The following is a 24665-nucleotide window of genomic DNA, read 5'->3' as shown; positions in this document are numbered from 1 at the left end:
TTTTTTGTGTCTTAGTTACTATTACTAATAAGATATATAGCCAATAGCACTTAAATAGAAAACCTAAGGTTTCGCTTGCCAGCTGATCTTCTGCTGCTTAGCTAATACACCCGACAAGATACACAGTACTCCGCCTAAACCGGCATAACGCACAGCGGTTTGAGCTTGTTGCTCTACTTTCGGTTTCGCGTGATAGGCAATACCTAAACCTGCAGAGCCCATCATAACCAAGTCATTAGCACCATCACCAACGGCAACGGTATTATGCAGTTCTAATTCATACTCTTCAGCCAATTCAACCAAGATATCCGCTTTAGTTTGCGAGGAAACAACATCGCCTAAAACTTCGCCCGTCAGTTTGCCGTTCAAGATTTCGAGAGTATTTGACTGAGCATGGTCAAGCTCAAGCGTATCTTTTAAATAATCAGAGAAGTATGTGAAACCACCAGACGCAATCGCCGTTTTCCAACCTAGCTTATTCAGTGTATTCACGAGTTCTACTAGGTCAGGCATGAAAGGCAGTGATTGGCGCACTTGCTCTAGAATCGACTCATCAGCACCTTTCAGTGCTCCAACTCGTTGGCGTAGGCTTTGTTCAAAATCTAACTCACCTTGCATAGCGCGCTCTGTAATTTCAGAGACTAATTCCCCTACTCCAGCGAGCTTGGCTATTTCATCGATACACTCGATTTGAATCGCTGTAGAATCCATATCCATCACGATCAAACCTGGCTTAGATAAGTCTGGTACTTCGCTAAGGCAAGCATAATCAAGCTTCAAAGCTTGTAGGATTTCTTCATGCGCTGGCGTTAGGTTGCCAGACATCAATGCCACTTCGTAATGCCCAACTTTCCACGTATCTAAAATGGTGTTGTAAGTGCCGGTGAAAAAGTCGATGTCATCGAAAGATTGCGGTGATAAGTACTCGCCGAATACAATCCAGTTGGCTTTAGCTTTTGCGAGTTGAGAAGCGAAACGAGTCTCGGGGAGTCGAGTTAATAATGTGGTATGCCTTTTCATCGGCAGATATTTCTGAGCGTCCATGTGTATGATTCCTAATTAACTATGCTAAACGTTAACCTATTGCAATTTGAAAACGCAAGTCTCAATATGTCTTAATCATAACATTTGTTTATTTCAGGCCCCGTGAAACATGAATGAATCATTGTTCTCAATACGTAACGCTTTGCGAATGTTAGCCCTCATTTTGTTGGCTACTATGTTCGTCGTTACGATTAAAAACACGGTCGTGATCAGTAAGGGTAACGAGAAGATCCAAGCGAAACAACTCGAGACACTTACCAAGCTGCTTATCTCTCAGGCTTCTCTTTCAGCGAGCAAAATGATCGCACAACAAGACCAAGAACGACTGCTTGATCTGACCAATCAGCTATCTCAAGATCGACTGGTATTCGATACCACCATCTATGATGCTGAAGGCATTCGCCTAGCTTCAAGCGAGAAGGCGCTTTCAGTACGTGAGGTGCTTGGCCTAGATACACCACTTTCAACCGCGAGTATCGGTAGGCAACAACTCGTTGAGCCAATTTACTCCAAAGAAAACACCATCATCGGTTTTATCCGCGTCACCTTTGAGACGGGTAAAATGACAGCAATATCGGATCACCATTACCGCAAAAGCGATCGCTACATGATCGGTATGGTATTGATGGGCTTCGTCAGTGGTGTGCTGTTTATTATGATAATTCGCAGAAGACCGACCAAGTCAGGCGAGAACTTACTACTGAAAAACGTAAATTCATAAACGGCGCGTTTACGTTACCCAATAAAAAGGTTCATCGCGGCTTTCCGGAGAAAGCCGCTTTTATCTTCAAGAAGAAGTAGTCTGTATCTCGATACCCATACCCCATTTGCTTGATTAGCTTTATCTTGTTGTTTATCCCTTCCAATGTGCAGGTGTTTAGCGGATAACTTGCCGATGCGATAATACCGTGAAGATAAGGACTCAGTTTTCATGCGAACTCGTTCAATGGCTTAATTCCACTTTCTTGTACTTGTGCCCACCACGCCTCCCAGAACCCTTTAGCATGTACTTCTGATTCACAATACCAAAGATCTTTGAGTTGTGCTCCGAGTATATAAGTGGTCATTAAGTCCTTATTGATATTGAATATTTCTGTAAGATAGCTGTCTTGCCGCGGATTTAAGTTGCCTCTATTTTTCAACAACACCCAGCGTGAGCGCTTGACCCATTGCCTCGCTTTTTTATCTTGCTTAAGTTTATTGGCTTGGTCGACCCTGACTCTATCCATCACCTCTCGACCGAACTTAGCAACATCATGGAATAAGTCGTAAACGATTTTTGTGTTCGGGCAGTGCGCTTGAACTTCAAGCTCAAAAGCCGTATTCATGTCCATTGCGACCGCTTCGATATTGTTGCCATGTTTGCTTAGCTATTCGAAAAACGGTCGTATGTGCTTGCGGCTACGGCCTAGTCCTATCCAAATGACTTGGTGAGTCTTAGCATGAGTGATTACAGTGGCATATCGATGTCCTTTAAAGATAGCGAACTCGTCTATGACGAATTGCCTTAGCTCCTCCCATTTCACTGGCGCTACCACTTGTATAAGTCGGCGTTTATCTATCTCTTTAATGGTGTGCCAATGAACGTTCGTTAACCGGGAAATATGCTTAATGGGAAGAAGAGGCAGTAGTTGTTCTATATAGCCTTTTAGGCGCTTCGTTATACGATCAGATTTCGATTTACCCAGATGATAGCACCTCTCAGCACTCACTGATCCGTTACGCTGACGATGCGATGTATCACGCTAAGTCATTAGGAAAAACAATTTTCAGTTCTATTCAAAAGAGCTCAATTACATTGCGATGTCACAGAAAGAGATGGAGCGCGACTTAAGACATGCTATCAACAAACAGCAGTTCGAGATTCACTACTTACCAAAATGGGCATTGAAATCGGGTGATGTGGAGGTTTTTGAAGCACTTGTGCGCTGGAACCATCCGATTAAAGGCTTGATGTACCCAAATGATTTTATTCCTGTAGCGGAAGCGACAGGGCAAATCCGTCAGATAGATTTACTGGTGGCAGAACTGGCGTTGGCGCAACACAAAAACTGGCTTACTCGCGGTATTGATATCGGCGTGATGAGTCTTAACATTTCTGCTCGCAGTTTGAAGCATCCTCAGTTCTTTGATGCGTTGAAGCGCATGATCATCTCGAGTGGTGTGGCAACGCATAAAATAGAAGTGGAGATAACAGAAACCGTAATGATAGAGAATGGCCATTTCGCACAGGTTATCTTTAAAGAGCTCCATCAACTCGGTGTCCGTATCGCACTTGATGACTTCGGTACTGGCTTTTCATCACTCTCTTATCTAAAAGAATTTGAGTTCAATACGCTGAAGATCGATCGTAGCTTTGTGATGGACTATATCACCAATCCGACCTCTCTAGTGTTGCTCAAGAGTATGACCCAGATAGGCCATGAGCTTGGTGTCCCTATTATAGCGGGGGGCGTGGAGACTTTACAAAAACAACGAGACTTAATTGCGATGGGGTATGAAATCGGACAGGGTTTCTATCTTACATCTCCTCAAACAACAGAGAGATTGATAGAAAATCTTCAGTTGAACTCTGTTTTTAATGTTGTGCCTATGTCTGGCAATTTAGGCTAGCGTAAGCCGTCGTTACTCTAACTCTCTGACTTTTTCTAGCTCAGGCTTTAGAAAGCTGAGCGACTTCTGTATAATCCTCACACAGAATTCAAGGGCAAGTATTATCTACTTGCCCTTTTTACGCTTTAGATCAGCAAAGGGCGACTATGTCTTTCCAACAAGAAGTGAGCAAACGTAGAACGTTTGCGATTATCTCTCACCCGGATGCGGGTAAAACCACGATTACTGAAAAAGTTCTTCTATTCGGAAACGCGATTCAAAAAGCGGGCACCGTAAAAGGTCGTGGATCTAACCAACACGCTAAATCTGACTGGATGGAGATGGAAAAAGAACGTGGTATCTCGGTAACTACGTCGGTAATGCAATTCCCATACAATGATTGCCTAGTAAACCTACTAGATACTCCAGGACACGAAGATTTCTCGGAAGATACTTACCGAACGCTAACAGCAGTTGACTCTTGTTTGATGGTTATCGATGCTGCGAAAGGTGTCGAGGATCGTACTCGTAAACTAATGGAAGTAACGCGCCTACGTGATACACCAATCGTAACGTTTATGAACAAACTTGACCGTGACGTTCGTGACCCAATGGAAGTGCTTGATGAAGTAGAAAGCGAGCTAGGTATGGCTTGTGCTCCAATTTCATGGCCAATCGGTTGTGGTAAAGAGTTTAAAGGTGTTTATCACATCCACCGTGACGAAACGGTCTTGTATGAATCTGGTCACGGCCATGAGATCCAAGAAGTTCGCATCATCAAAGGTTTAGATAACCCTGATCTAGATGAAGCGGTAGGTGCTGATCTAGCGGAAAGCGTACGTGAAGAGCTAGAGCTTGTTATTGGTGCTTGTCCTGAGTTTGATCACGACCTGTTCCTTGCTGGTGAGCTAACGCCAGTTTACTTCGGTACCGCATTGGGTAACTTTGGTGTTGACCACATGCTTGATGGTCTAACGAAGTGGGCTCCTGCACCGCAAACTCGCCAAGCTAATGAGCGTGATGTTGTTGCGACAGAAGATAAGTTCTCTGGTTTCGTATTTAAGATCCAAGCAAACATGGACCCTAAACACCGTGACCGTATCGCTTTCATGCGTATCGTATCTGGCACTTACAGCCAAGGTATGAAAATGAACCATGTTCGTACCGGTAAGAACGTCAGCATTTCTGATGCGGTAACTTTCATGGCGGGTGACCGTGCTCGTGCTGAAAAAGCGTATGCAGGTGACATTATCGGTCTACACAACCACGGCACAATTCAGATTGGTGATACCTTTACTCAAGGTGAGAACCTGAAGTTCTCTGGTATTCCAAACTTTGCGCCTGAGCTATTCCGTCGTATTCGCCTACGCGACCCTCTGAAACAGAAGCAGCTTCTAAAAGGCTTGGTTCAGCTTTCAGAAGAGGGCGCAGTGCAAGTATTCCGCCCTATGCAGAACAACGACCTGATCGTTGGTGCGGTTGGTGTACTTCAGTTCGATGTGGTTGTAGCGCGCTTGAAAGCAGAATACAACGTAGAAGCTATCTACGAAGGTGTTAACGTTGCAACAGCTCGGTGGGTTGAGTGTGATGACACTAAGAAACTGGAAGAGTTCAAACGTAAGAACCAATCTAACCTGGCGCTAGATGGTGGTGATAACCTGTCTTACATCGCACCTACGATGGTGAACTTGAACCTAGCTTCAGAACGTTTCCCTGACGTTAAGTTCCGAGCGACGCGCGAGCACTAATTTCTTCAAGCTCTATTCGAGTTAAACAAAAACGTCTATTGTTCTGTAATAGGCGTTTTTTAATGCGTGTTATTTGAGACAGTAAATTTGAGGTAAATATGTTCGGTTGGATAAAAGCTTGGGTCAGGAAATACGATAAGTGGTGTGAAGAGCTTGGACTAACGCCTGAAAACAGGCGCAGCTGTGTAACTTATCGTAGAGATCCTCAAGGGCAGCAATTTGAGAGTGGGAAAGATGACACAGCAAACAAGTGATTTTCCGCTATTTGATACACATTGCCACGCGGACTTTGAGGCGTTTGAGCAAGGTTTTACCCATACGCAGAGCATTGATGGGTATATCAAAGAGGCAAAACAGGCTCAAGTTGAGAAGTTACTCATTCCTTCTATCGGTCAAAATAACTGGCATAAGCTTGAAAAGATCGCGCAATCTCACCCCAATGTTTACTACGCATTAGGCTTCCATCCTTACTTTTTAGAGCAAGCGGATACGGTACAATTTGAAGAACTTCATCAATTACTCGCTTCAAAAACAACTCAGTGTGTGGCCATTGGCGAGTGTGGGTTGGACTTTTTTATGGATGTGGAACAGGAGAAACAAGAGCGCTTTTTCATCCAACAAATGGAGCTTGCCAAGACGTTTAATTTGCCTCTGATTATCCATGAAAGGAAGTCTTACAACCGTCTTATTCAGCTAATAAAGCAGCACAAGTTTACTTTAGGTGGGGTAATTCACGGTTTTTCTGGAAGTGAACAGCAAGCTTTAGCTTGGATTAAGCTCGGTTTCTATATTGGCGTCGGTGGAACGATAACTTACCCAAGAGCGCAAAAAACACGCACAACCATCGCTAAATTGCCCCTTGAGAGCTTGGTGTTAGAGACCGATGCTCCGGATATGCCAACCTATGGAAACCAAGGAAATGTTAATCATTCCAAACATTTAGTTACGATATCAAACGAACTTTTTTTGCTTAGAAAAGAGCCAAAGCAATCGATTGCGACTCAAATTTGGCAAAATAGCCATCGCGCATTCGGTATATGTGAATAAAATCTAATGTTTTTGTTTATCGTTTGCGTAAATTGCACCCTCATTGTGATTTAGGTCACACTTGCGCATGAATGGTACATGATTCTTCTACGAAAATGTGAGGACGGCATTACTTTATTAGTGGTCGCATGAGTATAATTGCCCACGCTTTATAGCCCCATTTTGTAACACGCCAATAAATAACTAATAAGGAAGTCATAAACTATGAGCCTGTTTATGAGCCTAGTCGGTATGGTTGCACTGATTGCAATCGCAGTACTACTATCTGACAATCGCAAAGCTATTAACTTTAGAACGGTGGGTGGCGCTTTCGCTATCCAATTCGCACTTGGTGCATTCGTACTTTACATCCCTTGGGGTCGTGATTTGCTTGCAGGTTTCTCTGCTGGAGTAGCAAACGTAATCGACTATGGTAAAGACGGTACTGGTTTCCTATTCGGTAGCCTAGTTAACTTCTCTGTTGACGGTATCGGTTTCATCTTTGCTTTCCAAGTTCTACCAACATTGATCTTCTTCTCTGCACTTATCTCTGTACTTTACTACATTGGTGTAATGCAAATGGTAATCAAAGTTCTTGGTGGTGGTCTTCAAAAGGCGCTAGGTACTTCTCGCGCCGAGTCTATGTCTGCAGCAGCAAACATCTTCGTTGGTCAAACAGAAGCACCTCTAGTTGTTCGCCCATTTGTTCCTAAAATGACTAACTCTGAACTATTCGCAGTAATGTGTGGTGGTTTAGCTTCTGTAGCTGGTGGTGTACTAGCAGGTTACGCATCTATGGGTGTACCTCTAGAGTACCTAGTTGCAGCGTCATTCATGGCAGCGCCTGGTGGTCTACTATTCGCTAAAATCATCAAACCTGAAACAGATACGCCAGACGACAACATCTCTGACGATATCGACGGCGGCGACGACAAGCCGGCTAACGTTATCGACGCAGCAGCAGGCGGCGCATCAGTTGGTCTACAACTAGCTCTAAACGTTGGTGCAATGCTACTAGCATTCATTGGTCTAATTGCTCTAATCAACGGTATCCTAGGTGGCATTGGTGGTTGGTTCGGTATGGAAAACCTAACTCTAGAACTTCTTCTAGGTTGGATCTTCGCACCTCTAGCATTCATCATTGGTGTTCCATGGGAAGAAGCAACTATTGCTGGTTCTTTCATTGGTCAGAAGACAGTTGTTAACGAATTCGTTGCATACCTAAACTTCGTACCATACGTTGGTGAAAACGCTCAAGTTGTTGCAGCGACTGGTCAAGTGATGTCTGAGAAGACTCAAGCTATTATCGCATTCGCACTATGTGGCTTCGCAAACCTTTCTTCTATTGCGATTCTACTAGGTGGCCTAGGTGGTATTGCACCAAGCCGTCGCCAAGACATCGCACGTATGGGTGTTAAAGCGGTTATTGCTGGTACTCTATCTAACCTGATGGCAGCAACAATTGCAGGCTTCTTCCTATCTTTCTAATTAAGTAGATTAGATTATATAGACGCCACTTTAATATCGCCCCGTAGCAAGAAATTGCTGCGGGGCTTTTTTGTTTTTAGGCCTGTCGAACCTGAATATGAGTTTGATTTGATGGTGGTCCTAGAATGTTTTTTTGAGATACAAACCGTTTGCGCTCTAAGGAGCACTACAATTTATTAATGGATACCTATAATGTATAGGCTCAAGGGATAGGATGTCTCTTGTTGGCAAGAAAGTAACCGCTTGGATTCGTCCGCAGTTATTCTTCTGGGATTAAGCCAAACTTAGCGATACGCTATAGATGTTAGACACAACATGACTGATTTGTTGTGCCATAGACCAAACTGGTACTGTGCGGTGACAAGGATTGCAATTGATAGCGAAAGTTATCAAGTCTTCAGGGAACCAAGTCCGTTCATTTGTGACTACTGAGCATTACTAAAATATCCGTCTATACAGGGTGGAGGGCTAAGTAGTTAACTATTTGAATATATTGATCGGAGATAGAAATGAGCGATTTAAAAGCAGCAGCTCTACGTGCACTTAAACTTATGGACCTAACTACGCTAAATGACGACGACACAAGTGAAAAAGTTGTAGCACTTTGTCACGACGCGAAGACTGCAGTAGGTAACACTGCTGCAATCTGTATTTACCCTCGCTTTATCCCAGCAGCTAAGAAAGCGTTGCGTGAGCAAGGTACTCCAGAAGTACGTATTGCGACTGTAACTAACTTCCCTCATGGTAATGATGACATCGAAATCGCCGTTGCTGAAACAAAAGCAGCAGTAGCATACGGTGCAGACGAAGTAGACGTAGTATTCCCATACCGCGCTCTAATCGCTGGCAACGAAGAAGTAGGTTTCGAGCTAGTTAAACAGTGTAAAGAAGCATGTGGCGACATCACACTGAAAGTAATCATTGAAACTGGTGAGCTTAAAGAAGAAGCACTGATCAAGAAAGCATCTGAGATTTGTATCAAAGCAGGCGCTGACTTCATCAAAACTTCAACAGGTAAAGTGCCAGTAAATGCGACTCCAGAGTACGCGCGCATGATGCTAGAAGTTATTCGTGACATGGGCGTTGCTAAAACTGTTGGTTTCAAACCTGCAGGGGGCGTACGTACCGCTGAAGATGCAGCACAATACCTAGCAATGGCTGATGAGCTACTAGGTGCTGAGTGGGCAGACAACATGCACTACCGCTTTGGTGCTTCAAGCCTACTAACTAACCTTCTTAATACATTAGAAGTGACAGACGAAACTGCTGATCCAGCAGCATACTAATCCTTTAAAAGTCTGTTTGATGGAGTGACGTTAAGTCACTCCATATTACCTCTTTTCCCTACAAACCATACTCACTAGAGTTTGGGAGGCACTAATGTATCTACCTCAAGAAATTATTCGCAGAAAACGTGACGGTGAAGTTCTAACAGCTGAAGAAATTAACTTCTTTATTCAAGGCGTAGCTAAAAACACGGTTTCTGAAGGCCAAATTGCAGCATTTGCAATGGCTATTTTCTTCAACGAAATGACAATGCCAGAACGTATCGCACTAACGTGTGCAATGCGTGACTCAGGCATGGTGATCGACTGGAGCCACATGAACTTTGATGGCCCAATCGTTGATAAACACTCTACTGGTGGTGTTGGTGACGTAACTTCTCTGATGCTTGGCCCTATGGTAGCAGCATGTGGTGGTTTCGTTCCAATGATCTCAGGTCGTGGTTTAGGCCACACTGGTGGTACGCTAGACAAGCTTGAATCTATCCCTGGTTACAACATTACGCCAACCAACGATGTGTTCGGTGAAGTAACTAAAGATGCAGGTGTTGCGATCATCGGTCAAACAGGTGACTTAGCGCCTGCTGATAAGCGTGTTTACGCGACTCGCGATATCACAGCAACAGTTGACAATATCTCGCTAATCACGGCTTCAATCCTATCTAAGAAATTAGCTGCTGGCCTAGATTCTCTAGTAATGGACGTAAAAGTAGGTTCAGGTGCATTCATGCCGACTTACGAAGCATCTGAAGAGCTAGCGAAATCTATCGTTGCAGTAGCAAACGGTGCCGGTACTAAGGCAACAGCAATCCTAACGGACATGAACCAAGTTCTAGCTTCTTCAGCGGGTAACGCAGTAGAAGTTCGTGAAGCGGTTCAGTTCCTAACGGGTGAATACCGTAACCCACGTTTGTTAGAGATCACTCTAGCATCGTGTGCTGAAATGTTAGTGTTGGGTAACCTGGCTAAAGATTCAGACGAAGCGCGCGAAAAACTGATGGCAGTACTGGATAACGGTAAAGCAGCAGAGTGCTTCGGTAAGATGGTAGCGGGCCTTGGTGGTCCAGCAGATTTCGTAACGAACTACGATAACTACCTAGAAAAAGCAGAAATTGTTAAACCAGTGTACGCGCTAGAAAGCGGTGTGGTATCAGCAATGGATACTCGTGCAATTGGTATGGCTGTGGTTGGTATGGGCGGTGGTCGCCGCGTAGCAACGGACAGCATTGATTACGCAGTCGGTTTCGATAGCTTCATTCGCCTTGGCGAAGTAGCAAGTGACGATAAACCATTAGCAATGATTCATGCTCGCAATGAACAACAGTGGCAAGAAGCTGCAACAGCATTGCAAAATGCAATCACTGTGGGCGGAGAATATACAGCAACGCCAGACGTTTACTGTCAGATTCGTTCTGAAGACGTGTAAATAACAGGTATCGGTATACCTCGTGTATACCGATAAACAGAGTTCTGGTGCAAAGAGCAATAAGTTGGTGAAGAAAATGAAAAGAGCATTTATTTTAGTTTTAGATTCATTCGGTATCGGTGAAACAGCGGATGCTGACACATTCGGCGATGTAGGTTCGGATACTATGGGTCACATTGCTGACCATTGTGATCAAGGTCTTGCAGATAACGCGGATCGTAAAGGTCCACTAACGCTGCCAAACCTGTCTAAGCTAGGTTTAGCGATGGCTCACAAAGAGTCTACAGGTCGCTTTGCTCCTGGTATGGATGCAGACGCTGAGATCATTGGCGCTTACGGCCACGCTGCTGAGCTGTCTTCTGGTAAAGACACGCCATCAGGTCACTGGGAAATCGCAGGTGTTCCTGTACTGTTTGACTGGGGCTACTTCACCGACAAAGAGAACAGCTTCCCAAAAGAACTGACTGACCGAATCCTTGAGCGTGCTGGTTTATCTGACTTCTTAGGTAACTGTCACTCATCGGGTACAGAAATCCTAGACAATCTAGGTGAAGAACACATGAAGACTGGCCTGCCAATCTTCTACACTTCTGCTGACTCTGTTTTCCAGATCGCTTGTCATGAAGAGACATTCGGCCTACAAAACTTGCTAGATCTTTGTCAGATTGCTCGTGAAGAGCTTGAAGAGTACAACATCGGTCGTGTCATCGCGCGTCCGTTCATTGGCCCAGGTAAAGGTCAATTCGAACGTACGGGTAACCGTCGTGATCTTTCAGTTGAGCCACCAGCGGCAACGATTCTTCAGAAGCTTGTTGATGAGAAGGGCGGTAACGTTCACTCAATCGGTAAGATCTCTGATATTTACGCTGGTTGTGGTATTACTCAGAAAACAAAAGCAACGGGTATCCCTGCGCTATTTGAAGCAACCAAAGAAGCGATCAATGAAGCCGGTGACAATACCATCGTATTCACTAACTTCGTTGATTTTGACTCAGCTTACGGCCACCGCCGTGATGTTGCGGGCTACGCTGCAGCGCTTGAGTACTTCGATGGTCGTATCAATGAAATCATCGATATGATGAAAGAGGATGATGTACTTATCCTTACTGCTGACCATGGTTGTGATCCAACATGGCCAGGTACAGACCATACTCGAGAGCATATCCCAGTGATTGTTTACGGTAAAAATGTTCCAGCAGGTTCTTTAGGCCGTCGCGATACGTTCGCTGACATCGGTCAAAGCTTAGCGTCTTACTTTGGCACATCGCCAATGGAATACGGTGCAAGCTTTCTATAATTGGTAATGAATAAAAGAGAGGGAAACCTCTCTTTTCTTTTTTTGTTTTGAGATTAAGGATATTTTCAATGGCTACTCCACATATTAATGCTGAAATGGGTGCGTTCGCTGATGTTGTATTAATGCCAGGCGATCCGCTACGTGCTAAATACATCGCTGAAACCTTCTTAGAAGAGGTGGTCCAGGTGTGTGACGTGCGCAATATGTTTGGTTACACAGGTACTTATAAAGGTCGTAAGGTTTCGGTAATGGGGCACGGTATGGGCATTCCATCATGTTCTATTTACGCGACTGAGCTTATTAAAGACTTTGGTGTGAAAAAAATCATTCGTGTCGGCAGCTGTGGTGCAGTGAGCGAAGATATCAAAGTACGTGATGTCGTGATCGGCATGGGTGCATGTACCGACTCTAAAGTGAACCGTATTCGCTTCAAGGGCCATGACTTTGCTGCAATTGCAGACTACAAAATGGTGCGCGCGGCAGAAGACGCAGCTAAAGCACGCGGTGTAGACGTGAAAGTAGGTAACTTGTTCTCAGCAGAGCTTTTCTACACGCCAGATCCTGAAATGTTTGAAGTGATGGATAAATACGGCATTGTTGGTGTAGAGATGGAAGCGGCTGGTATCTACGGCGTTTGTGCTGAGTACGGCGCGAAAGCACTAACGATTTGTACTGTCTCAGACCATATCAAAACCGGTGAGCAAACTACATCAGACGAGCGTCAAACGACCTTCAATGACATGATGGTAATTGCCTTAGACTCTGTGCTTCTTGGTGACCAAGAGGCGTAAGGCTTTATCGACTTAGATAGATCGGCAGATACATAAAAGCCCCGTCGCTGCCTGAGCTTCGGTTTTTTTTAAAAAAGTCCAACCTAAGTTGAGCTTTACCAATATCGATGTGAGCGAGGGAAAGTTAAAAGAAGATGTAACTCATGATAATGGCATCTTCTTTGCCTGTGGCCGTTGGGTAATAGTTACGGCGACGATCCACCTCGTTGAAGCCAACCCACTCATACAGGCCAAATGCGTTAGTATTACTTTCACGCACTTCAAGCCATGCGCTTTCGGCTTTTTCTTGTTCGCACACCACTAGAAAATGTTCAATCAACGCCTTGCCGTATCCCTTGCTTTGATGATTAGGGGTAACAGCGATATTCAGGAGTGTTACTTCACCAACAATGTTTTGCGCATAGAAATACCCAACCACATCGTCATCGACTAACATCACATGATGGCAACCACCTCGGCTGCCGAGGTCGCGAATCATGTTTTGTGACCAAGGGTGAGTATGAGCTTGCTGCTCAATCTGCCAGATCGCATCGAGGTGCGTATCTGACATGCTAATAAATTGACTATTCATAAGAACAAATTTGCTGCCACAGAGCGCGGCGTTGATGATTGTTGCCATCAATCTGAGATAATAAAGGGGATTGAAGTGTTTTAACCTTCAGTTCTTTAACCGACTCACACCCAGCAAACCACACCCACTCAACCGCCTCTAAATCCACAGAAGATAGGTGCTGAGGCTGAATGTGTAATGCCTGAGATAAGTCGAGCTTGATACTTTTGAGCACTCGCTCAAACATCACGGCGAGATCTTCCTGAGGTTTTTCAGGCGAAACCAATAGTAACTTGCAATCGTTCGAGAGCGGAGTCCATTCAGATTCATAACCTGCTAAACGCTCTGGGTGGCTAAGCTCCCATTGGCTAATGCCCATCTCTTGTAGGTATTGCGCGTGTATTTGTGACATATCTAGCGGTAGTAACCTTAAGTTTATTAGAGCCAAAGTTAATTAGAGTCTAAGCTTATTAGTACTGGGCTGATACTAACAAAAAATAAAGGAGCATCAAGCTCCTTTATTTAGACTAAATCGGTTTTTGCGTAGTGAATCAGCTTATAAGTTGTTGAACTCAGGGCTGTAAGCAATCTCACCATAATGACCAGCAAGCGCACCGTCTACCAACTCAATCGCTTGGAAAGCACCTTCAGGTACATCCCAAACACAACTCAGGCCAAATTCACTCGCAGCCTTGAAACCAAAGCGACTGTAATAAGCAGGATCACCAAGCACGACACACGCTGGGTAACCAAAATCAACCAAAGTGGAAAATGCATCTTCAACTAGAGATTTAGCAATGCCTTGATTGCGAAACTCTTCTTTTACTGCAAGCGGAGCAAGCCCTTGCCAGTTATGATCGTCACCACCAAGAGTAATAGGGCTAAACATCAGGTGACCAACCACCTCGCCTTCATCAGAACAAGCCACCAGCGATAGCGTTAAATGGCTATTCTCACGCAAGCTCATAACCAAGTTAGCTTCTGCATCTGTTTCAAAAACAGATTTCAATAAACGATCAATGACAAGTATATCTGCCGGTGCTTCAGTTCGAATAAGCATTCATTACCTCACTTTGTGTATCTGGGGATTGTACTCCCTTCTGCACAAAATCAGCTAATTGATTTAACAAAGTTTTCATAGGAGTCGGCAATAAGTCCAAATCTACGCTATCCATCAAGTTTTTGACTTCTAAACCGAGCTCGGTATCGCCTTCAATAGACAGTCTACGTTGGAAGAAAAGCGTATCTGGGTCTTCTTTACGCCCCGCAATCAACACAAGATCGTTAAGATTCCCGCTAAAGCTTACATCTTCAGCCACCTCTTTATCAGCTACAACCAGTTGCTCATTTTTGTAGCTAATACACCAACTTAACCCCATGTCTTTTATTGAGACTTTCAGCCATTTGTCTTCTAAAAACTCAAAGTCACCGTCCTCTAAAGCTTCCTTGAAGACATTCTTAAGCGCCTCCAACAAGGCTCTTTTTTGTACTGTTTTAGGCAATAACTGGACTGGAGATCGCAAAATTGATGCGGCATTTTGAACTAGTTGAGTGCGAATCTTGTTTATCACGTGACTTATCCGTAACTTTGTCAATAATATGGAATGCATCATAGATGATGTTAAGGCCTCAGTTACTGTTATGTATCAAATTAACTTCTGTTTGATGCTCGACCTTTAATATCCTGAAAATCACAGTTATAGTAACTCAGGTAATGAGAATTACAGCGGATCGCTGCACTCACAGGTAAATATCGATAGCCACAAAACGTAATAAATAAATATTTATCGATAGTGAATATTCAAGCTCTTGGAGAATTGGTAGTACTTTGATGCCTCCCCAGCAACTACAACATTGGTTTACCCAGCTAACTGCAAACAGTCCGTTCTTTTTTGCAATACTTGATGCTCACCATAACTATTTTATGGTTAATGAGCGTTACTGTGACATTGCTGGTTTGAGTCAAACAGAGCTTGTAGGCATGAATGACCGTCAAACATTGGGCGAGAAATTCTACCAGCACCTTAAGCCTTACTATGAGCGTACATTCAATGGCGAAACGATTGAGGCTGAAGTCACCCTCAACGAAACTGCCCTCGATACCAGCCTTCATTTCAGCCTATCTCCGCTTACCAATGGCAACAAAACCGACTACATAGTCTTTCACGCCTTCGACACATCAGAAAACCAAGTACTTGTCCGTTCTTTGGAAGAGTCCGAAGCCAAATTCCACAAGCTATCTCATCTACTCCCAGACGGATTACTGCTAGTTGAAAGTGACTACATCCTGTCATCCAACCCAGCAGCAGCACGCTTGCTTGGCTTTAACTCAACCACAGAGTTAATTGGTGAAGAGTTGGGACGCCTATTTATCGATGAACAAACCAAAACAGTCTTCAATAATAATCTCAGCTCTATTATTTCTGAGTCTGGTTTGGTTTGCTTAACGGGTGCACGATGCGGCTTTGAACGTAAGGTTCAACTCAACATCGACTCCACGACCGTTCTTGGAAGTAACACTCAGCTTGTGCTTATCCAAGACGCACAAGAAACCGAAAAACAATATACACCAGCAAACAGTGAAGATGCCTACATTGATGCACTGACCAAGCTCTACAACCGAGTTGGGTTTACTAAGCGTCTTGAGCAATTCATTCACAACGATACGCCGGTTATGATGCTATACTTAGACATTGATAACTTTAAGAATATCAATGACTCACTTGGTCATCACATCGGTGACAAGGTGATTAAAGAGGTCGCTTCACGCCTTAAACGCTTACTGCCTCGTAAAGCCGTCATTGGGCATTTAGGCGGGGATGAGTTTGGTATTACCCTGCCAGAACCAGAGCATCAACAAACACCTGAAATAATCGCTGAACAGATCATATCTCTGATCAATCAACCCTTCGATCTTCACCATTTTAGCAAGCGTTTAGCCTGCTCTATTGGTAGCGTAAGCTTTCCTCAAGATGGGACTGATGCTTGTATCTTGCTGCAAAATGCTGATACCGCTATGTATGAAGCCAAAAATCGTGGTCGCAACCGGCTGATCAAATTCAACGAACAGATGAACAAAGAAGCGCGTATGCGACTGTGGCTTGAAATAGAGCTACAAAAAGCGCTACAACAGAATGGACTTGAGGTTTGGTATCAACCTAAGGTGAATGCACGAGATTTCACCATCAACGGTGCTGAAGCTCTGGTTCGTTGGAAACATCCTGTAGAAGGTTATATTAGCCCTGCAGCATTTATCCCTGTAGCGGAACGAGCTGGCCTTATTGAGCAACTTGGCCGAGTGGTCATGCGTGAAGTATTTGCTACGGTTAAACGCTGGAAAATGCAGGGAATTCTCCCTGGCCGCGTCGCGATCAACCTATCTCCAGAACAATTTGGTAATCCAAAACTGATTGATTACATGGAAAAGCTGCTGCGTTCGACAGAGCTTGACCCAAGTACGATTACGTTTGAGCTAACAGAAAGCGCGGTGATGAGTGATAGTGAACACACACTTCAAATGCTGAACGCCATCAAGAAGCTCGGTTTTGCCCTCTCGATTGATGATTTCGGTACGGGTTACTCTTCACTGTCCTACCTTGCTCGATTCCCAATTGATGAGCTTAAGATAGACCGTGCTTTCATCTCTGATATCGATACCCTACCAAAGCAAATTACCGTAATTGAAAACATCATCAATCTTGGTAAGTCTCTCGATTTAACCGTAGTTGCGGAAGGGGTCGAAACCAGTGAACAAGCGACTCTGCTGTCTAACCTCAACTGCAGCTCGATTCAAGGCTTCCACTTCTATCGCCCACAACCAAAACAAGATGTTGAAGAGCTGTTCGCACAAAATCGTCGTCATAAGAACTGATCAGACGATTCGAATACGCGCCTCCTTCAAAGCCAGAGCAATACACAAAACCACCACTCGTCAGTACCTCAAACGGAGTAAAAGCAGATTTATCCATCTAAACCTGCCTTACATCAATTCCGTCATTCACAATTCTTCATAAAATGCTCGCTTCAACTTACATTCTACTGGTAGTGAGCAAATGGAACTCTTATGCCCAGCGGGTAACTTACCTGCTTTGAAAACCGCCATTGATTGCGGTGCGGATGCTGTCTATATCGGATTCAAAGACGATACCAATGCCCGACACTTTGCAGGCCTTAACTTTGCGGGTAAAAAGCTCGATCGTGCTGTGCAGTATGTGCATGACCACAACAAGAAAATTCATGTTGCCCTAAACACATTTGCTCACCCAAATGGCTTCGACCGTTGGACTAATGCCGTAGACAACGCTGCTGCACTGGGTGTGGATGCACTGATCATCGCAGACATCGCGGTGCTTGAGTACGCAGCAAATAAGTATCCAGATCTAGAACTGCATCTTTCAGTACAAGCGTCTGCGACCAATGCCGCTGCGATCGACTTCTACCATAAAAACTTCAACGTTAAGCGTGTCGTACTGCCGCGTGTGTTGTCAATTCATCAGGTCAAACAGCTTTCTCGCAATATCACTTCTGACGTTGACCTTGAAGTATTCGCTTTTGGTAGCTTATGTATCATGGCAGAAGGTCGTTGCTATCTCTCTTCATACATGACTGGCGAATCACCAAATACCGTTGGCGCTTGTTCTCCTGCGAAATACGTTCGCTGGCAAGAGACAGAAACCGGCCTAGAGTCTCGCTTGAACGAGATCCTTATCGATAAATATGAAGCAGGTGAAAACGCTGGTTACCCAACGCTGTGTAAAGGGCGCTTTGAAGCAGAAATCAATGGTGACCGTAAGCGCTACCACGCACTTGAAGAGCCAACCAGTCTAAACACGCTATCCATGTTACCTGATCTTTTCGCGGCGAATGTTGCCTCAGTGAAGATTGAAGGTCGCCAACGCAGCCCTGCTTATGTAGAACAAGTGACTCGTACGTGGCGCGCTGCTATCGATCGCTATTTAGCGAACCCTGAACAATACCAAGTGGAACAAGCTTGGAATGCGACACTGGCGAATGTATCTGAAGGAACACAAACCACGCTTGGCGCTTATCACCGTAAATGGCAATAGAGCCAAATGGAGAACTCAATGAAATACGCATTAGGCCCTCTACTTTATTTTTGGCCAAAACAAGACGTTGAAAGCTTCTATGAGCAAGCGAAATCAAGCTCTGCCGACATCATCTACCTAGGTGAAGCCGTATGTTCAAAGCGTCGTGAGATGAAAGCGAAACACTGGATGGACATTGCCAAAGAGCTGTCTGCTTCCGGTAAGCAAGTTGTACTCTCGACTATGGCATTGCTCGAAGCACCAAGCGAAGTCAACATCATGAAAAAGTACATCGATAACGGTGACTTTGCCATTGAAGCGAACGATGTGTCTGCCATTCAACTGGCCAGCGAAAGCAAAGTACCATTCGTTGTTGGCCCTGCAGTAAACACCTACAACGCGCGCACGCTGAACCTGTTCTTAAAACAAGGTATGACACGTTGGTGTATGCCGGTTGAGCTTTCTCGTGAATGGCTAAGCAACGTAATGACACAGTGCGAAGAGTTCAATATTCGTAACAAGTTTGAAGTCGAAGTGTTCAGCCACGGCTATTTACCGCTAGCGTACTCAGCACGCTGCTTTACCGCTCGCGCAGAGAACAAAGCTAAAGACGATTGTGAAACTTGCTGTATCAAGTACCCAACAGGGCTGCAAGTAGAAAGCCAAGAAGGCCAATCAGTATTCAACCTTAATGGTATCCAGACCCAATCTGGCTACTGCTACAATCTAGTGAATGATTTACCCAACATGCACGACTTGGTTGATGTGGTTCGTTTAAGCCCACTCGGCATCGATACCTTCTCTGAAATGAATAACTTCAGAGCTAACGAGCAAGGTCAACACCCGATGAAGATTGAAAGCCGTCAATGTAATGGTTACTGGCATCAACTTTCAGGTTTAGACGTAAAGAACATCTAGTTCTTCGAATTCAGCCAATCAGCCACAAATACGAAAAAGGTCTAGCATTCGCTAGACCTTTTTAATTCGCCTTCAGAAACACTGCCTATACTGTCGCTGTTTCCATCGGTGAGGCATCGATCTTCTTTAGATCTTTGTAGAGCATTACCATCACCACCACACTTAGCGCGATGTTAGACAGTGGGTACGCAATCCAGATCCCCGGCACACCGTACAACTTCGGCATAATGTACAAGAAAGGCAGTTGGATCAGCATATTACCTATCGTCACAAACATCGCCTTGCTGCCCTTGTTCACTGCTTGATAGTAAGCTCCTGCTACTACCAAGAAGCCATCCAGCGCCAATGCAAACATGTGAAGTCGAATACCCAACACTGTGTACTCGACTAGCTGAGGTTCGTCTGAGTTAAATACTGATACAAACTCACGTGGGAACGCGTTCAATAGCAACACAAACGCGACACCAATTAAGACAGAACTCGACATCGCAATCTTAAGCAACTTGCGAATATTCGCTTGGTTGCGCGCGCCATGGTTGTAGCTCACCAATGGTTGCATACCATTAGCGATACCTTCCGCAGTCAGGTAATAAACCGTCACGATGTAGCCCAAAATCGCGTAAGAGCCAATCATCAACTGGTCGCCATATTGGGAGAACAACGCATTGTGCAGCGCCACCATCATCGAACCATAAGCGTACATAAAGAAGCTTGATGTACCAATGGCGAAAATTTGTGGAATCACATCGAGCTTCAGTCTCAACTCACTCCAACGTAAACGCAGGTTTGCTCGATGTGAGAAGAAGTAAGCCAAGCCAAGACCCGTTACCACAAACTGAGCAAGCGCTGTTGCTAAGGCCGCGCCCATCAACTCCCAACCATAGAGGGCGATAAACAGGTAATCGAGTACGATATTAATCACCGCACCAACGATCATCAGTATGGTGGCGAGATTAGGGCTGTCATCATTGCGCAGTAAAAACGGCATCGCGATCGAACCTAGCGTGAAGACACCGGCACCAATCAGAATGTATAAGTATTGCAGACCAAGCTCATACACTCGCCCTTCTGCACCCTGCCAAAGCAAAAAGTTGTCGGCAAACAGATACAGTAACGCCGAAACAATCGGCGTTATCGCCAGTAGCAAGGTTAGACCGGTTGCTAGGATCTGTTTAGCACCCTGAGTGTCTTTTTCACCCTGTCGAATCGAGACAAGCGCACCCGTACCTACGCCCACTAGCATACCAATACCGAGAATCGAACCAATCACAGGCCACGCGACGTTAATCCCCGCGAGTCCATCAGCACCAACATACCGGCCAATGAAAATGCCATCCACTACTTGGTACAGGCCATTAACCAGCATCGCCGCCACGGTTGGGATTGTGTAGCGCCAAAATTGACGACTAATTGAGTTACTCATTTCTTACTCTACTTTCATTTGTGAGTCGCATATCAACACGATATGACTCGAAAATTAGTTAACAAAGCTAACTAAACATCTAAATTAATTACTTCAAAGCCTTACTTAATAATAGGTTTAGTTGTTGAGACTCTTGCTCAGACAAACGACTTTCCAGTATCTGTGCCATCACTTGATAGATCTTACTTTCTTCTTCCAACCCCACTTCTGCTTTATTAGTCAGTACTACTAGCTTAGACCTCGCATCTTCGAGCGAAGCTTTACGTTCAACAAGGCCCTTTCTCTCAAGCCTCTGAACCATAGTGGTCGCTGAAGGCTTGGTGACTTGCATCTCAATCGCAAGATCAGTTAATCGTATCGGTTCAGGAGATGCTTGAATAACCTTCAAATAGTCATACTCATTGAAGCTCAATTGACAAATAGGCTCTTCATTTACCTGAGTTCGCCATATCTTAGAGGCAAAGCGTTCAATTTTTTCTAGATTTTGGTCCAGCATAGATTTCCAACCACAGAATTAATATTTAGTTAGCAAAGCTAACTATTTTAGTATTATTTAAATAAAAAGCAATCAAAAACGGGACAGTTTATAAAAAAGAAGCATAAAAAAGGCCATAAAAAAACCGCTGACAGGCAGCGGTTTCTTAAGTTTATAATATGTCGTTTACTTAGCTTTGGCTTCTTCTTCAGCTTCTGCCAGTTTAGCGGATGCTAATTTAGACTGTGCCAGATGTTCGGCTTTAAGCGTGCTAAAGATGCGACTTAGCTCTAGGAAAGAGTAGCGGTGTTCTACATATTCATACACATTGAAAGACACTGACAACTTGTACAAAGAGATCGCATTCGCGTAGTCACCATTCATGTGGTAACGCTTAGCAAGATAGAAGTACGTCTCTGTTAGGCGCTGCGCAAGTAACGTGTTATCACGAGTACCGGTTAAGATCGCCTTGAAAGCCTGCTCTTCAGTAATGTCATCAAGCATAATCGCGACTAATACCCAGCCCCACTGCTCATCACGGCTCTCGTAACGCTTTTGCAAATCAAGCTTGGCTTGTTCTGGCGTTAATTCATGTTGAATGATGTACAACCACAGAGCACGAAACGGATCGCTAGGATCATCGGCATAGTGCTTCATCATCTCTTCATTGGCTAAGTCGTAACGTTCGCCATAGTAAAGCGCGATAGAGCGGTTTCTTTCTGCGTAAGAGTTTGCAGGATCAAGCTCTAACGTAGAATCAAAAGATTCATAAGCCGCATCAAACTCCCCTACCTGCGTAAAATAAACACCCAAAAGATTGAAGATATCAGGCTGAGCAGGGTTCAATGAAAGAGATTGGTTGAAATCAAGACGTGCTAAATCACGCAGGCCAACACTGTCGTAGTAGTTACCGCGTTCAAACAGCATCTTAGCTCGAACTTCATCGTTCAAATCTGGGCGCTGTAATAACTGACTAAGACGTGCAATTTGAACTTCTTGCTGAACACTTGGTTGCAGTGGCACAGCCATCGGTGGATAAACCCAACGTGAGGCGTTATCTGATGTTGTCGCACAACCTGTTAGTACAAGCAGTAAACACATACTCGCGGTTTGAAACCATTTCACAAATAATTACTCCTGTTATGACCGCAATAAAAAAGGGGAGCGATATGCTCCCCTTTATAACATGCTTTGTTGACGATAGGTTAGAAATCACTAAAAAGCGATATCACCATCGACACACAGAGAATTACTCAGCAGCAGGTGCTTCGCCTTCAACTGGCGTTTCAACTGCTTCTTTTATGCTTAGACGTACACGGCCTTGACGGTCAATTTCAAGAACCTTAACTGGTACTTCTTGACCTTCAGTTAGGTAGTCAGACACTTTTTCAACGCGCTTGTCAGCGATTTGAGAGATGTGTACTAGACCATCTTTACCTGGAAGGATAGTTACGAATGCACCGAAGTCAGCTAGACGAGCAACTTTACCTTGGTAAATGCGGCCAACTTCAACTTCAGCTGTGATCTCTTCGATACGACGGATAGCTTCTTTAGCAGCTGCGCCTTCAGTAGCAGCAATCTTGATTGTGCCATCGTCTTCGATTTCGATTGTAGTACCTGTTTCTTCACAAAGAGCACGGATAACTGCGCCGCCTTTACCGATAACATCTTTGATCTTATCAGAGCTGATTTTCATTGTGTGGATACGTGGAGCGAATTCAGAGATATCTTCACGAGCACCAGAGATAGCTTCATCCATTACAGAAAGGATGTGCTTACGTGCACCTTGCGCTTGGTTAAGAGCAATTTGCATGATCTCTTTAGTGATGCCTTCGATCTTGATGTCCATTTGAAGTGCAGTGATACCAGCGTTAGTACCTGCTACTTTAAAGTCCATGTCACCTAGGTGATCTTCGTCGCCAAGGATGTCAGAAAGAACAACGAAATCATCGCCTTCTTTAACAAGACCCATTGCGATACCCGCAACAGAAGCTTTGATTGGAACACCAGCATCCATAAGCGCTAGAGATGTACCACATACAGAAGCCATTGAAGAAGAACCGTTAGATTCAGTGATTTCCGATACAACACGAACTGTGTATGGGAATTCTTCAACAGAAGGCATTACTGCTTGGATACCACGTTTAGCAAGCTTACCGTGACCAATTTCACGACGCTTAGGAGAACCAACGAAACCAGTTTCACCTACACAGTATGGAGGGAAGTTGTAGTGTAGAAGGAAGTTGTCTTTCTTCTCACCCATTAGGCTGTCGATGATTTGAGCATCACGTTGTGTACCAAGCGTTGCAGTAACAAGAGCTTGAGTTTCACCACGAGTGAATAGAGAAGAACCGTGTGTACGTGGAAGAACACCAGTACGTACGTCTAGCGCACGAACCATGTCTTTTTCACGACCGTCGATACGTGGGTTGCCAGCGATGATGCGGCTACGTACTACGTTTTTCTCTAGAGAACCAAGCATGCCGCGGATTTCGCGCTCATCTAGGTTTTCGTCTTGTGCAATTAGAGCTTCAACAACGTCGTTCTTGATTGCGCCAACTTGCTCGTAACGAGCCATTTTCTCAGTGATCTGGTACGCATCAGATAGACGTGTTTCAGCAAGCTCAGCAACTTGAGCTTTAAGCTCAGTGTTAACTGCTGGCGCTTCCCAGTTCCAAGCTGGAGTTGCTACTTCAGCAGCAAACTCGTTGATTGCTTTGATTACAACTTGTTGTTGGTCGTGACCGTAAACAACAGCTGAAAGCATTTCTTCTTCAGACAGGTTATCTGCTTCAGATTCAACCATTAGTACTGCGCCTTCTGTACCAGACACAACTAGGTCTAGTTTAGAGTTTTCAAGCTCAGTATTTGATGGGTTAAGAACAAGTTCGCCGTCGATGTGACCAACACGTGCAGCACCGATAGGACCATTGAATGGAGCACCAGAGATAGCAAGTGCAGCAGACGTTGCGATCATAGTGATCATGTCTGGGTTTACGTCAGGGTTGATAGAAACAACCGTAGCGATAACTTGAACTTCGTTTTTAAACGCACTTGGGAAAAGTGGACGAATTGGACGGTCAATCAGACGAGCTGTTAGTGTTTCGCCTTCAGAAGGACGACCTTCACGCTTGAAGAAACCACCAGGGATTTTACCCGCAGCGTATGTACGCTCTTGGTAGTTTACTGTTAGAGGGAAGAAGTCTTGACCTGCAACTGCTTCTTTCTTAGCAACAACAGAAACGAATACTGATGTATCGTCCATAGTCGCCATTACAGCAGCAGTAGCTTGACGTGCAATTACGCCCGTTTCTAGAGTAACGGTGTGGTTACCGTACTGGAACGATTTTACAACTGGTTTTTCAAACATTGTATATCCTTAGCTCTAAAGTCAGACTTTAGATTAAGTGAATAATGACTCAAGATATTACCAATCGCGACTAGTGAAAAGGGACTCAGGACAATGTTCTTTGTATGAGTTCATACGCCGAATTAAGACCAAATCCGCCTTTGAATAGTCGCGACCTATTGGCCGACATCTGTGACTGTAATCTCTTGA

At 44.5% G+C, this 24665-nt stretch carries 22 protein-coding genes and 1 pseudogene; 13 read left to right on the top strand and 10 right to left on the bottom strand.

Annotated features, from left to right (window positions below):
• Positions 1 to 63: 63 nt before the first annotated feature.
• On the bottom strand, positions 64 to 1044 hold the full coding sequence (gene serB / locus L1D11_RS12010; protein ID WP_239833876.1) for a phosphoserine phosphatase: 981 nt from the start codon (positions 1042 to 1044) through the stop codon (positions 64 to 66).
• A 109-nt stretch (positions 1045 to 1153) separates the two neighbouring features.
• On the opposite strand from serB, the gene L1D11_RS12005 reads away from it, so the two are divergent.
• On the top strand, positions 1154 to 1765 hold the full coding sequence (locus L1D11_RS12005; RefSeq protein WP_239833875.1) for a YtjB family periplasmic protein: 612 nt from the start codon (positions 1154 to 1156) through the stop codon (positions 1763 to 1765).
• 31 nt (positions 1766 to 1796) lie between these two features.
• Here the strand turns inward: L1D11_RS12005 and L1D11_RS12000 are convergent.
• Positions 1797 to 2711: pseudogene (locus tag L1D11_RS12000) on the bottom strand (ISL3 family transposase); the annotation flags it as partial.
• Between the two features lie 136 nt (positions 2712 to 2847).
• Here L1D11_RS12000 and L1D11_RS11995 point away from each other — a divergent pair.
• The 9 genes from L1D11_RS11995 (at position 2848) to deoD (ending at position 12695) form a co-directional block, all read left to right on the top strand.
• Positions 2848 to 3657, top strand: a complete 810-nt coding sequence (locus L1D11_RS11995; protein ID WP_239833874.1) for an EAL domain-containing protein — start codon at positions 2848 to 2850, stop codon at positions 3655 to 3657.
• 146 nt (positions 3658 to 3803) lie between these two features.
• Entirely contained in the window at positions 3804 to 5384 is a 1581-nt protein-coding gene (gene prfC, locus L1D11_RS11990) for a peptide chain release factor 3 (RefSeq protein WP_239833873.1), read from the top strand.
• 98 nt (positions 5385 to 5482) lie between these two features.
• Positions 5483 to 5638, top strand: a complete 156-nt coding sequence (locus L1D11_RS11985; protein WP_239833872.1) for a DUF5363 family protein — start codon at positions 5483 to 5485, stop codon at positions 5636 to 5638.
• A complete protein-coding gene (locus L1D11_RS11980) occupies positions 5619 to 6431 on the top strand; it encodes a TatD family hydrolase (protein WP_239833871.1) in 813 nt (270 codons plus the stop codon). Before L1D11_RS11985 ends, L1D11_RS11980 begins: the two co-directional genes overlap by 20 nt.
• A gap of 204 nt (positions 6432 to 6635) precedes the next feature.
• The gene (locus tag L1D11_RS11975) at positions 6636 to 7898 is read left to right on the top strand and encodes a NupC/NupG family nucleoside CNT transporter (RefSeq protein WP_239833870.1); all 1263 of its coding nucleotides are present in this window, start codon (positions 6636 to 6638) and stop codon (positions 7896 to 7898) included.
• A gap of 509 nt (positions 7899 to 8407) precedes the next feature.
• Positions 8408 to 9184, top strand: coding sequence for a deoxyribose-phosphate aldolase (deoC, locus tag L1D11_RS11970; protein WP_239834118.1), 777 nt, complete (start codon positions 8408 to 8410; stop codon positions 9182 to 9184).
• A 94-nt stretch (positions 9185 to 9278) separates the two neighbouring features.
• Positions 9279 to 10607: a thymidine phosphorylase gene (deoA, locus tag L1D11_RS11965; RefSeq protein ID WP_239834119.1), complete on the top strand. Its 1329-nt coding sequence runs from the start codon at positions 9279 to 9281 to the stop codon at positions 10605 to 10607.
• A 76-nt stretch (positions 10608 to 10683) separates the two neighbouring features.
• Positions 10684 to 11904 carry a phosphopentomutase gene (locus L1D11_RS11960; protein WP_239834120.1) on the top strand — a complete coding sequence of 407 codons (1221 nt, stop codon included), beginning with the start codon at positions 10684 to 10686 and terminating at the stop codon, positions 11902 to 11904.
• A gap of 68 nt (positions 11905 to 11972) precedes the next feature.
• Positions 11973 to 12695: a purine-nucleoside phosphorylase gene (gene deoD / locus L1D11_RS11955; protein ID WP_102423088.1), complete on the top strand. Its 723-nt coding sequence runs from the start codon at positions 11973 to 11975 to the stop codon at positions 12693 to 12695.
• Between the two features lie 124 nt (positions 12696 to 12819).
• Here the strand turns inward: deoD and rimI are convergent, their stop codons facing one another.
• From rimI to L1D11_RS11935, 4 genes are all read right to left on the bottom strand, one after another.
• Complete coding sequence (gene rimI, locus L1D11_RS11950; protein ID WP_239834121.1) at positions 12820 to 13266, bottom strand: ribosomal protein S18-alanine N-acetyltransferase; 447 nt, start codon at positions 13264 to 13266, stop codon at positions 12820 to 12822.
• Positions 13259 to 13657 (bottom strand): DNA polymerase III subunit psi, encoded by a 399-nt coding sequence (locus L1D11_RS11945; RefSeq protein ID WP_239834122.1) that lies wholly within the window; start codon positions 13655 to 13657, stop codon positions 13259 to 13261. The genes rimI and L1D11_RS11945 overlap by 8 nt, the downstream gene beginning before the upstream one ends.
• Positions 13658 to 13801: 144 nt before the next feature.
• The gene (locus L1D11_RS11940) at positions 13802 to 14305 is read right to left on the bottom strand and encodes an N-acetyltransferase (RefSeq protein WP_239834123.1); all 504 of its coding nucleotides are present in this window, start codon (positions 14303 to 14305) and stop codon (positions 13802 to 13804) included.
• Positions 14289 to 14858, bottom strand: a complete 570-nt coding sequence (locus tag L1D11_RS11935; protein WP_086775327.1) for an SCP2 domain-containing protein — start codon at positions 14856 to 14858, stop codon at positions 14289 to 14291. The genes L1D11_RS11940 and L1D11_RS11935 overlap by 17 nt, the downstream gene beginning before the upstream one ends.
• 218 nt (positions 14859 to 15076) lie before the next feature.
• Between L1D11_RS11935 and L1D11_RS11930 the strand changes: the two genes are divergently transcribed.
• The 3 genes from L1D11_RS11930 (at position 15077) to L1D11_RS11920 (ending at position 19208) form a co-directional block, all read left to right on the top strand.
• On the top strand, positions 15077 to 17116 hold the full coding sequence (locus L1D11_RS11930) for a bifunctional diguanylate cyclase/phosphodiesterase (RefSeq protein WP_239834124.1): 2040 nt from the start codon (positions 15077 to 15079) through the stop codon (positions 17114 to 17116).
• Between the two features lie 181 nt (positions 17117 to 17297).
• Entirely contained in the window at positions 17298 to 18311 is a 1014-nt protein-coding gene (locus L1D11_RS11925; RefSeq protein WP_239834125.1) for a peptidase U32 family protein, read from the top strand.
• A gap of 18 nt (positions 18312 to 18329) precedes the next feature.
• Positions 18330 to 19208 carry a U32 family peptidase gene (locus L1D11_RS11920; protein ID WP_239834126.1) on the top strand — a complete coding sequence of 293 codons (879 nt, stop codon included), beginning with the start codon at positions 18330 to 18332 and terminating at the stop codon, positions 19206 to 19208.
• An 85-nt stretch (positions 19209 to 19293) separates the two neighbouring features.
• Here the strand turns inward: L1D11_RS11920 and L1D11_RS11915 are convergent, their stop codons facing one another.
• The 4 genes from L1D11_RS11915 to pnp form a co-directional block, all read right to left on the bottom strand.
• Positions 19294 to 20631, bottom strand: a complete 1338-nt coding sequence (locus L1D11_RS11915; RefSeq protein ID WP_239834127.1) for an MATE family efflux transporter — start codon at positions 20629 to 20631, stop codon at positions 19294 to 19296.
• Positions 20632 to 20719: 88 nt separating this feature from the next.
• Positions 20720 to 21127, bottom strand: coding sequence for a MarR family transcriptional regulator (locus L1D11_RS11910; RefSeq protein WP_239834128.1), 408 nt, complete (start codon positions 21125 to 21127; stop codon positions 20720 to 20722).
• Positions 21128 to 21292: 165 nt separating this feature from the next.
• Positions 21293 to 22231 (bottom strand): lipoprotein NlpI, encoded by a 939-nt coding sequence (gene nlpI / locus L1D11_RS11905; protein WP_239833891.1) that lies wholly within the window; start codon positions 22229 to 22231, stop codon positions 21293 to 21295.
• Positions 22232 to 22355: 124 nt separating this feature from the next.
• Positions 22356 to 24476, bottom strand: coding sequence for a polyribonucleotide nucleotidyltransferase (gene pnp, locus L1D11_RS11900; protein WP_239833892.1), 2121 nt, complete (start codon positions 24474 to 24476; stop codon positions 22356 to 22358).
• Between the last annotated feature and the right edge of the window lie 189 nt (positions 24477 to 24665).

Source organism: Vibrio sp. Isolate32, from assembly GCF_022397955.1.
Classification (GTDB): Bacteria; Pseudomonadota; Gammaproteobacteria; order Enterobacterales; family Vibrionaceae; genus Vibrio.
This window is presented reverse-complemented; position numbering and strand designations above follow the sequence as displayed.

Bases quoted from the DNA above. Each gene is read 5' to 3' on its own strand.
- serB (WP_239833876.1), bottom strand. From the start codon at position 1,044: ATGGACGCTCAGAAATATCTGCCGATGAAAAGGCATACCACATTATTA.
- L1D11_RS12005 (WP_239833875.1), top strand. From the start codon at position 1,154: ATGAATGAATCATTGTTCTCAATACGTAACGCTTTGCGAATGTTAGCC.
- L1D11_RS11995 (WP_239833874.1), top strand. From the start codon at position 2,848: ATGTCACAGAAAGAGATGGAGCGCGACTTAAGACATGCTATCAACAAA.
- prfC (WP_239833873.1), top strand. From the start codon at position 3,804: ATGTCTTTCCAACAAGAAGTGAGCAAACGTAGAACGTTTGCGATTATC.
- L1D11_RS11985 (WP_239833872.1), top strand. From the start codon at position 5,483: ATGTTCGGTTGGATAAAAGCTTGGGTCAGGAAATACGATAAGTGGTGT.
- L1D11_RS11980 (WP_239833871.1), top strand. From the start codon at position 5,619: ATGACACAGCAAACAAGTGATTTTCCGCTATTTGATACACATTGCCAC.
- L1D11_RS11975 (WP_239833870.1), top strand. From the start codon at position 6,636: ATGAGCCTGTTTATGAGCCTAGTCGGTATGGTTGCACTGATTGCAATC.
- deoC (WP_239834118.1), top strand. From the start codon at position 8,408: ATGAGCGATTTAAAAGCAGCAGCTCTACGTGCACTTAAACTTATGGAC.
- deoA (WP_239834119.1), top strand. From the start codon at position 9,279: ATGTATCTACCTCAAGAAATTATTCGCAGAAAACGTGACGGTGAAGTT.
- L1D11_RS11960 (WP_239834120.1), top strand. From the start codon at position 10,684: ATGAAAAGAGCATTTATTTTAGTTTTAGATTCATTCGGTATCGGTGAA.
- deoD (WP_102423088.1), top strand. From the start codon at position 11,973: ATGGCTACTCCACATATTAATGCTGAAATGGGTGCGTTCGCTGATGTT.
- rimI (WP_239834121.1), bottom strand. From the start codon at position 13,266: ATGAATAGTCAATTTATTAGCATGTCAGATACGCACCTCGATGCGATC.
- L1D11_RS11945 (WP_239834122.1), bottom strand. From the start codon at position 13,657: ATGTCACAAATACACGCGCAATACCTACAAGAGATGGGCATTAGCCAA.
- L1D11_RS11940 (WP_239834123.1), bottom strand. From the start codon at position 14,305: ATGCTTATTCGAACTGAAGCACCGGCAGATATACTTGTCATTGATCGT.
- L1D11_RS11935 (WP_086775327.1), bottom strand. From the start codon at position 14,858: ATGATGCATTCCATATTATTGACAAAGTTACGGATAAGTCACGTGATA.
- L1D11_RS11930 (WP_239834124.1), top strand. From the start codon at position 15,077: ATGCCTCCCCAGCAACTACAACATTGGTTTACCCAGCTAACTGCAAAC.
- L1D11_RS11925 (WP_239834125.1), top strand. From the start codon at position 17,298: ATGGAACTCTTATGCCCAGCGGGTAACTTACCTGCTTTGAAAACCGCC.
- L1D11_RS11920 (WP_239834126.1), top strand. From the start codon at position 18,330: ATGAAATACGCATTAGGCCCTCTACTTTATTTTTGGCCAAAACAAGAC.
- L1D11_RS11915 (WP_239834127.1), bottom strand. From the start codon at position 20,631: ATGAGTAACTCAATTAGTCGTCAATTTTGGCGCTACACAATCCCAACC.
- L1D11_RS11910 (WP_239834128.1), bottom strand. From the start codon at position 21,127: ATGCTGGACCAAAATCTAGAAAAAATTGAACGCTTTGCCTCTAAGATA.
- pnp (WP_239833892.1), bottom strand. From the start codon at position 24,476: ATGTTTGAAAAACCAGTTGTAAAATCGTTCCAGTACGGTAACCACACC.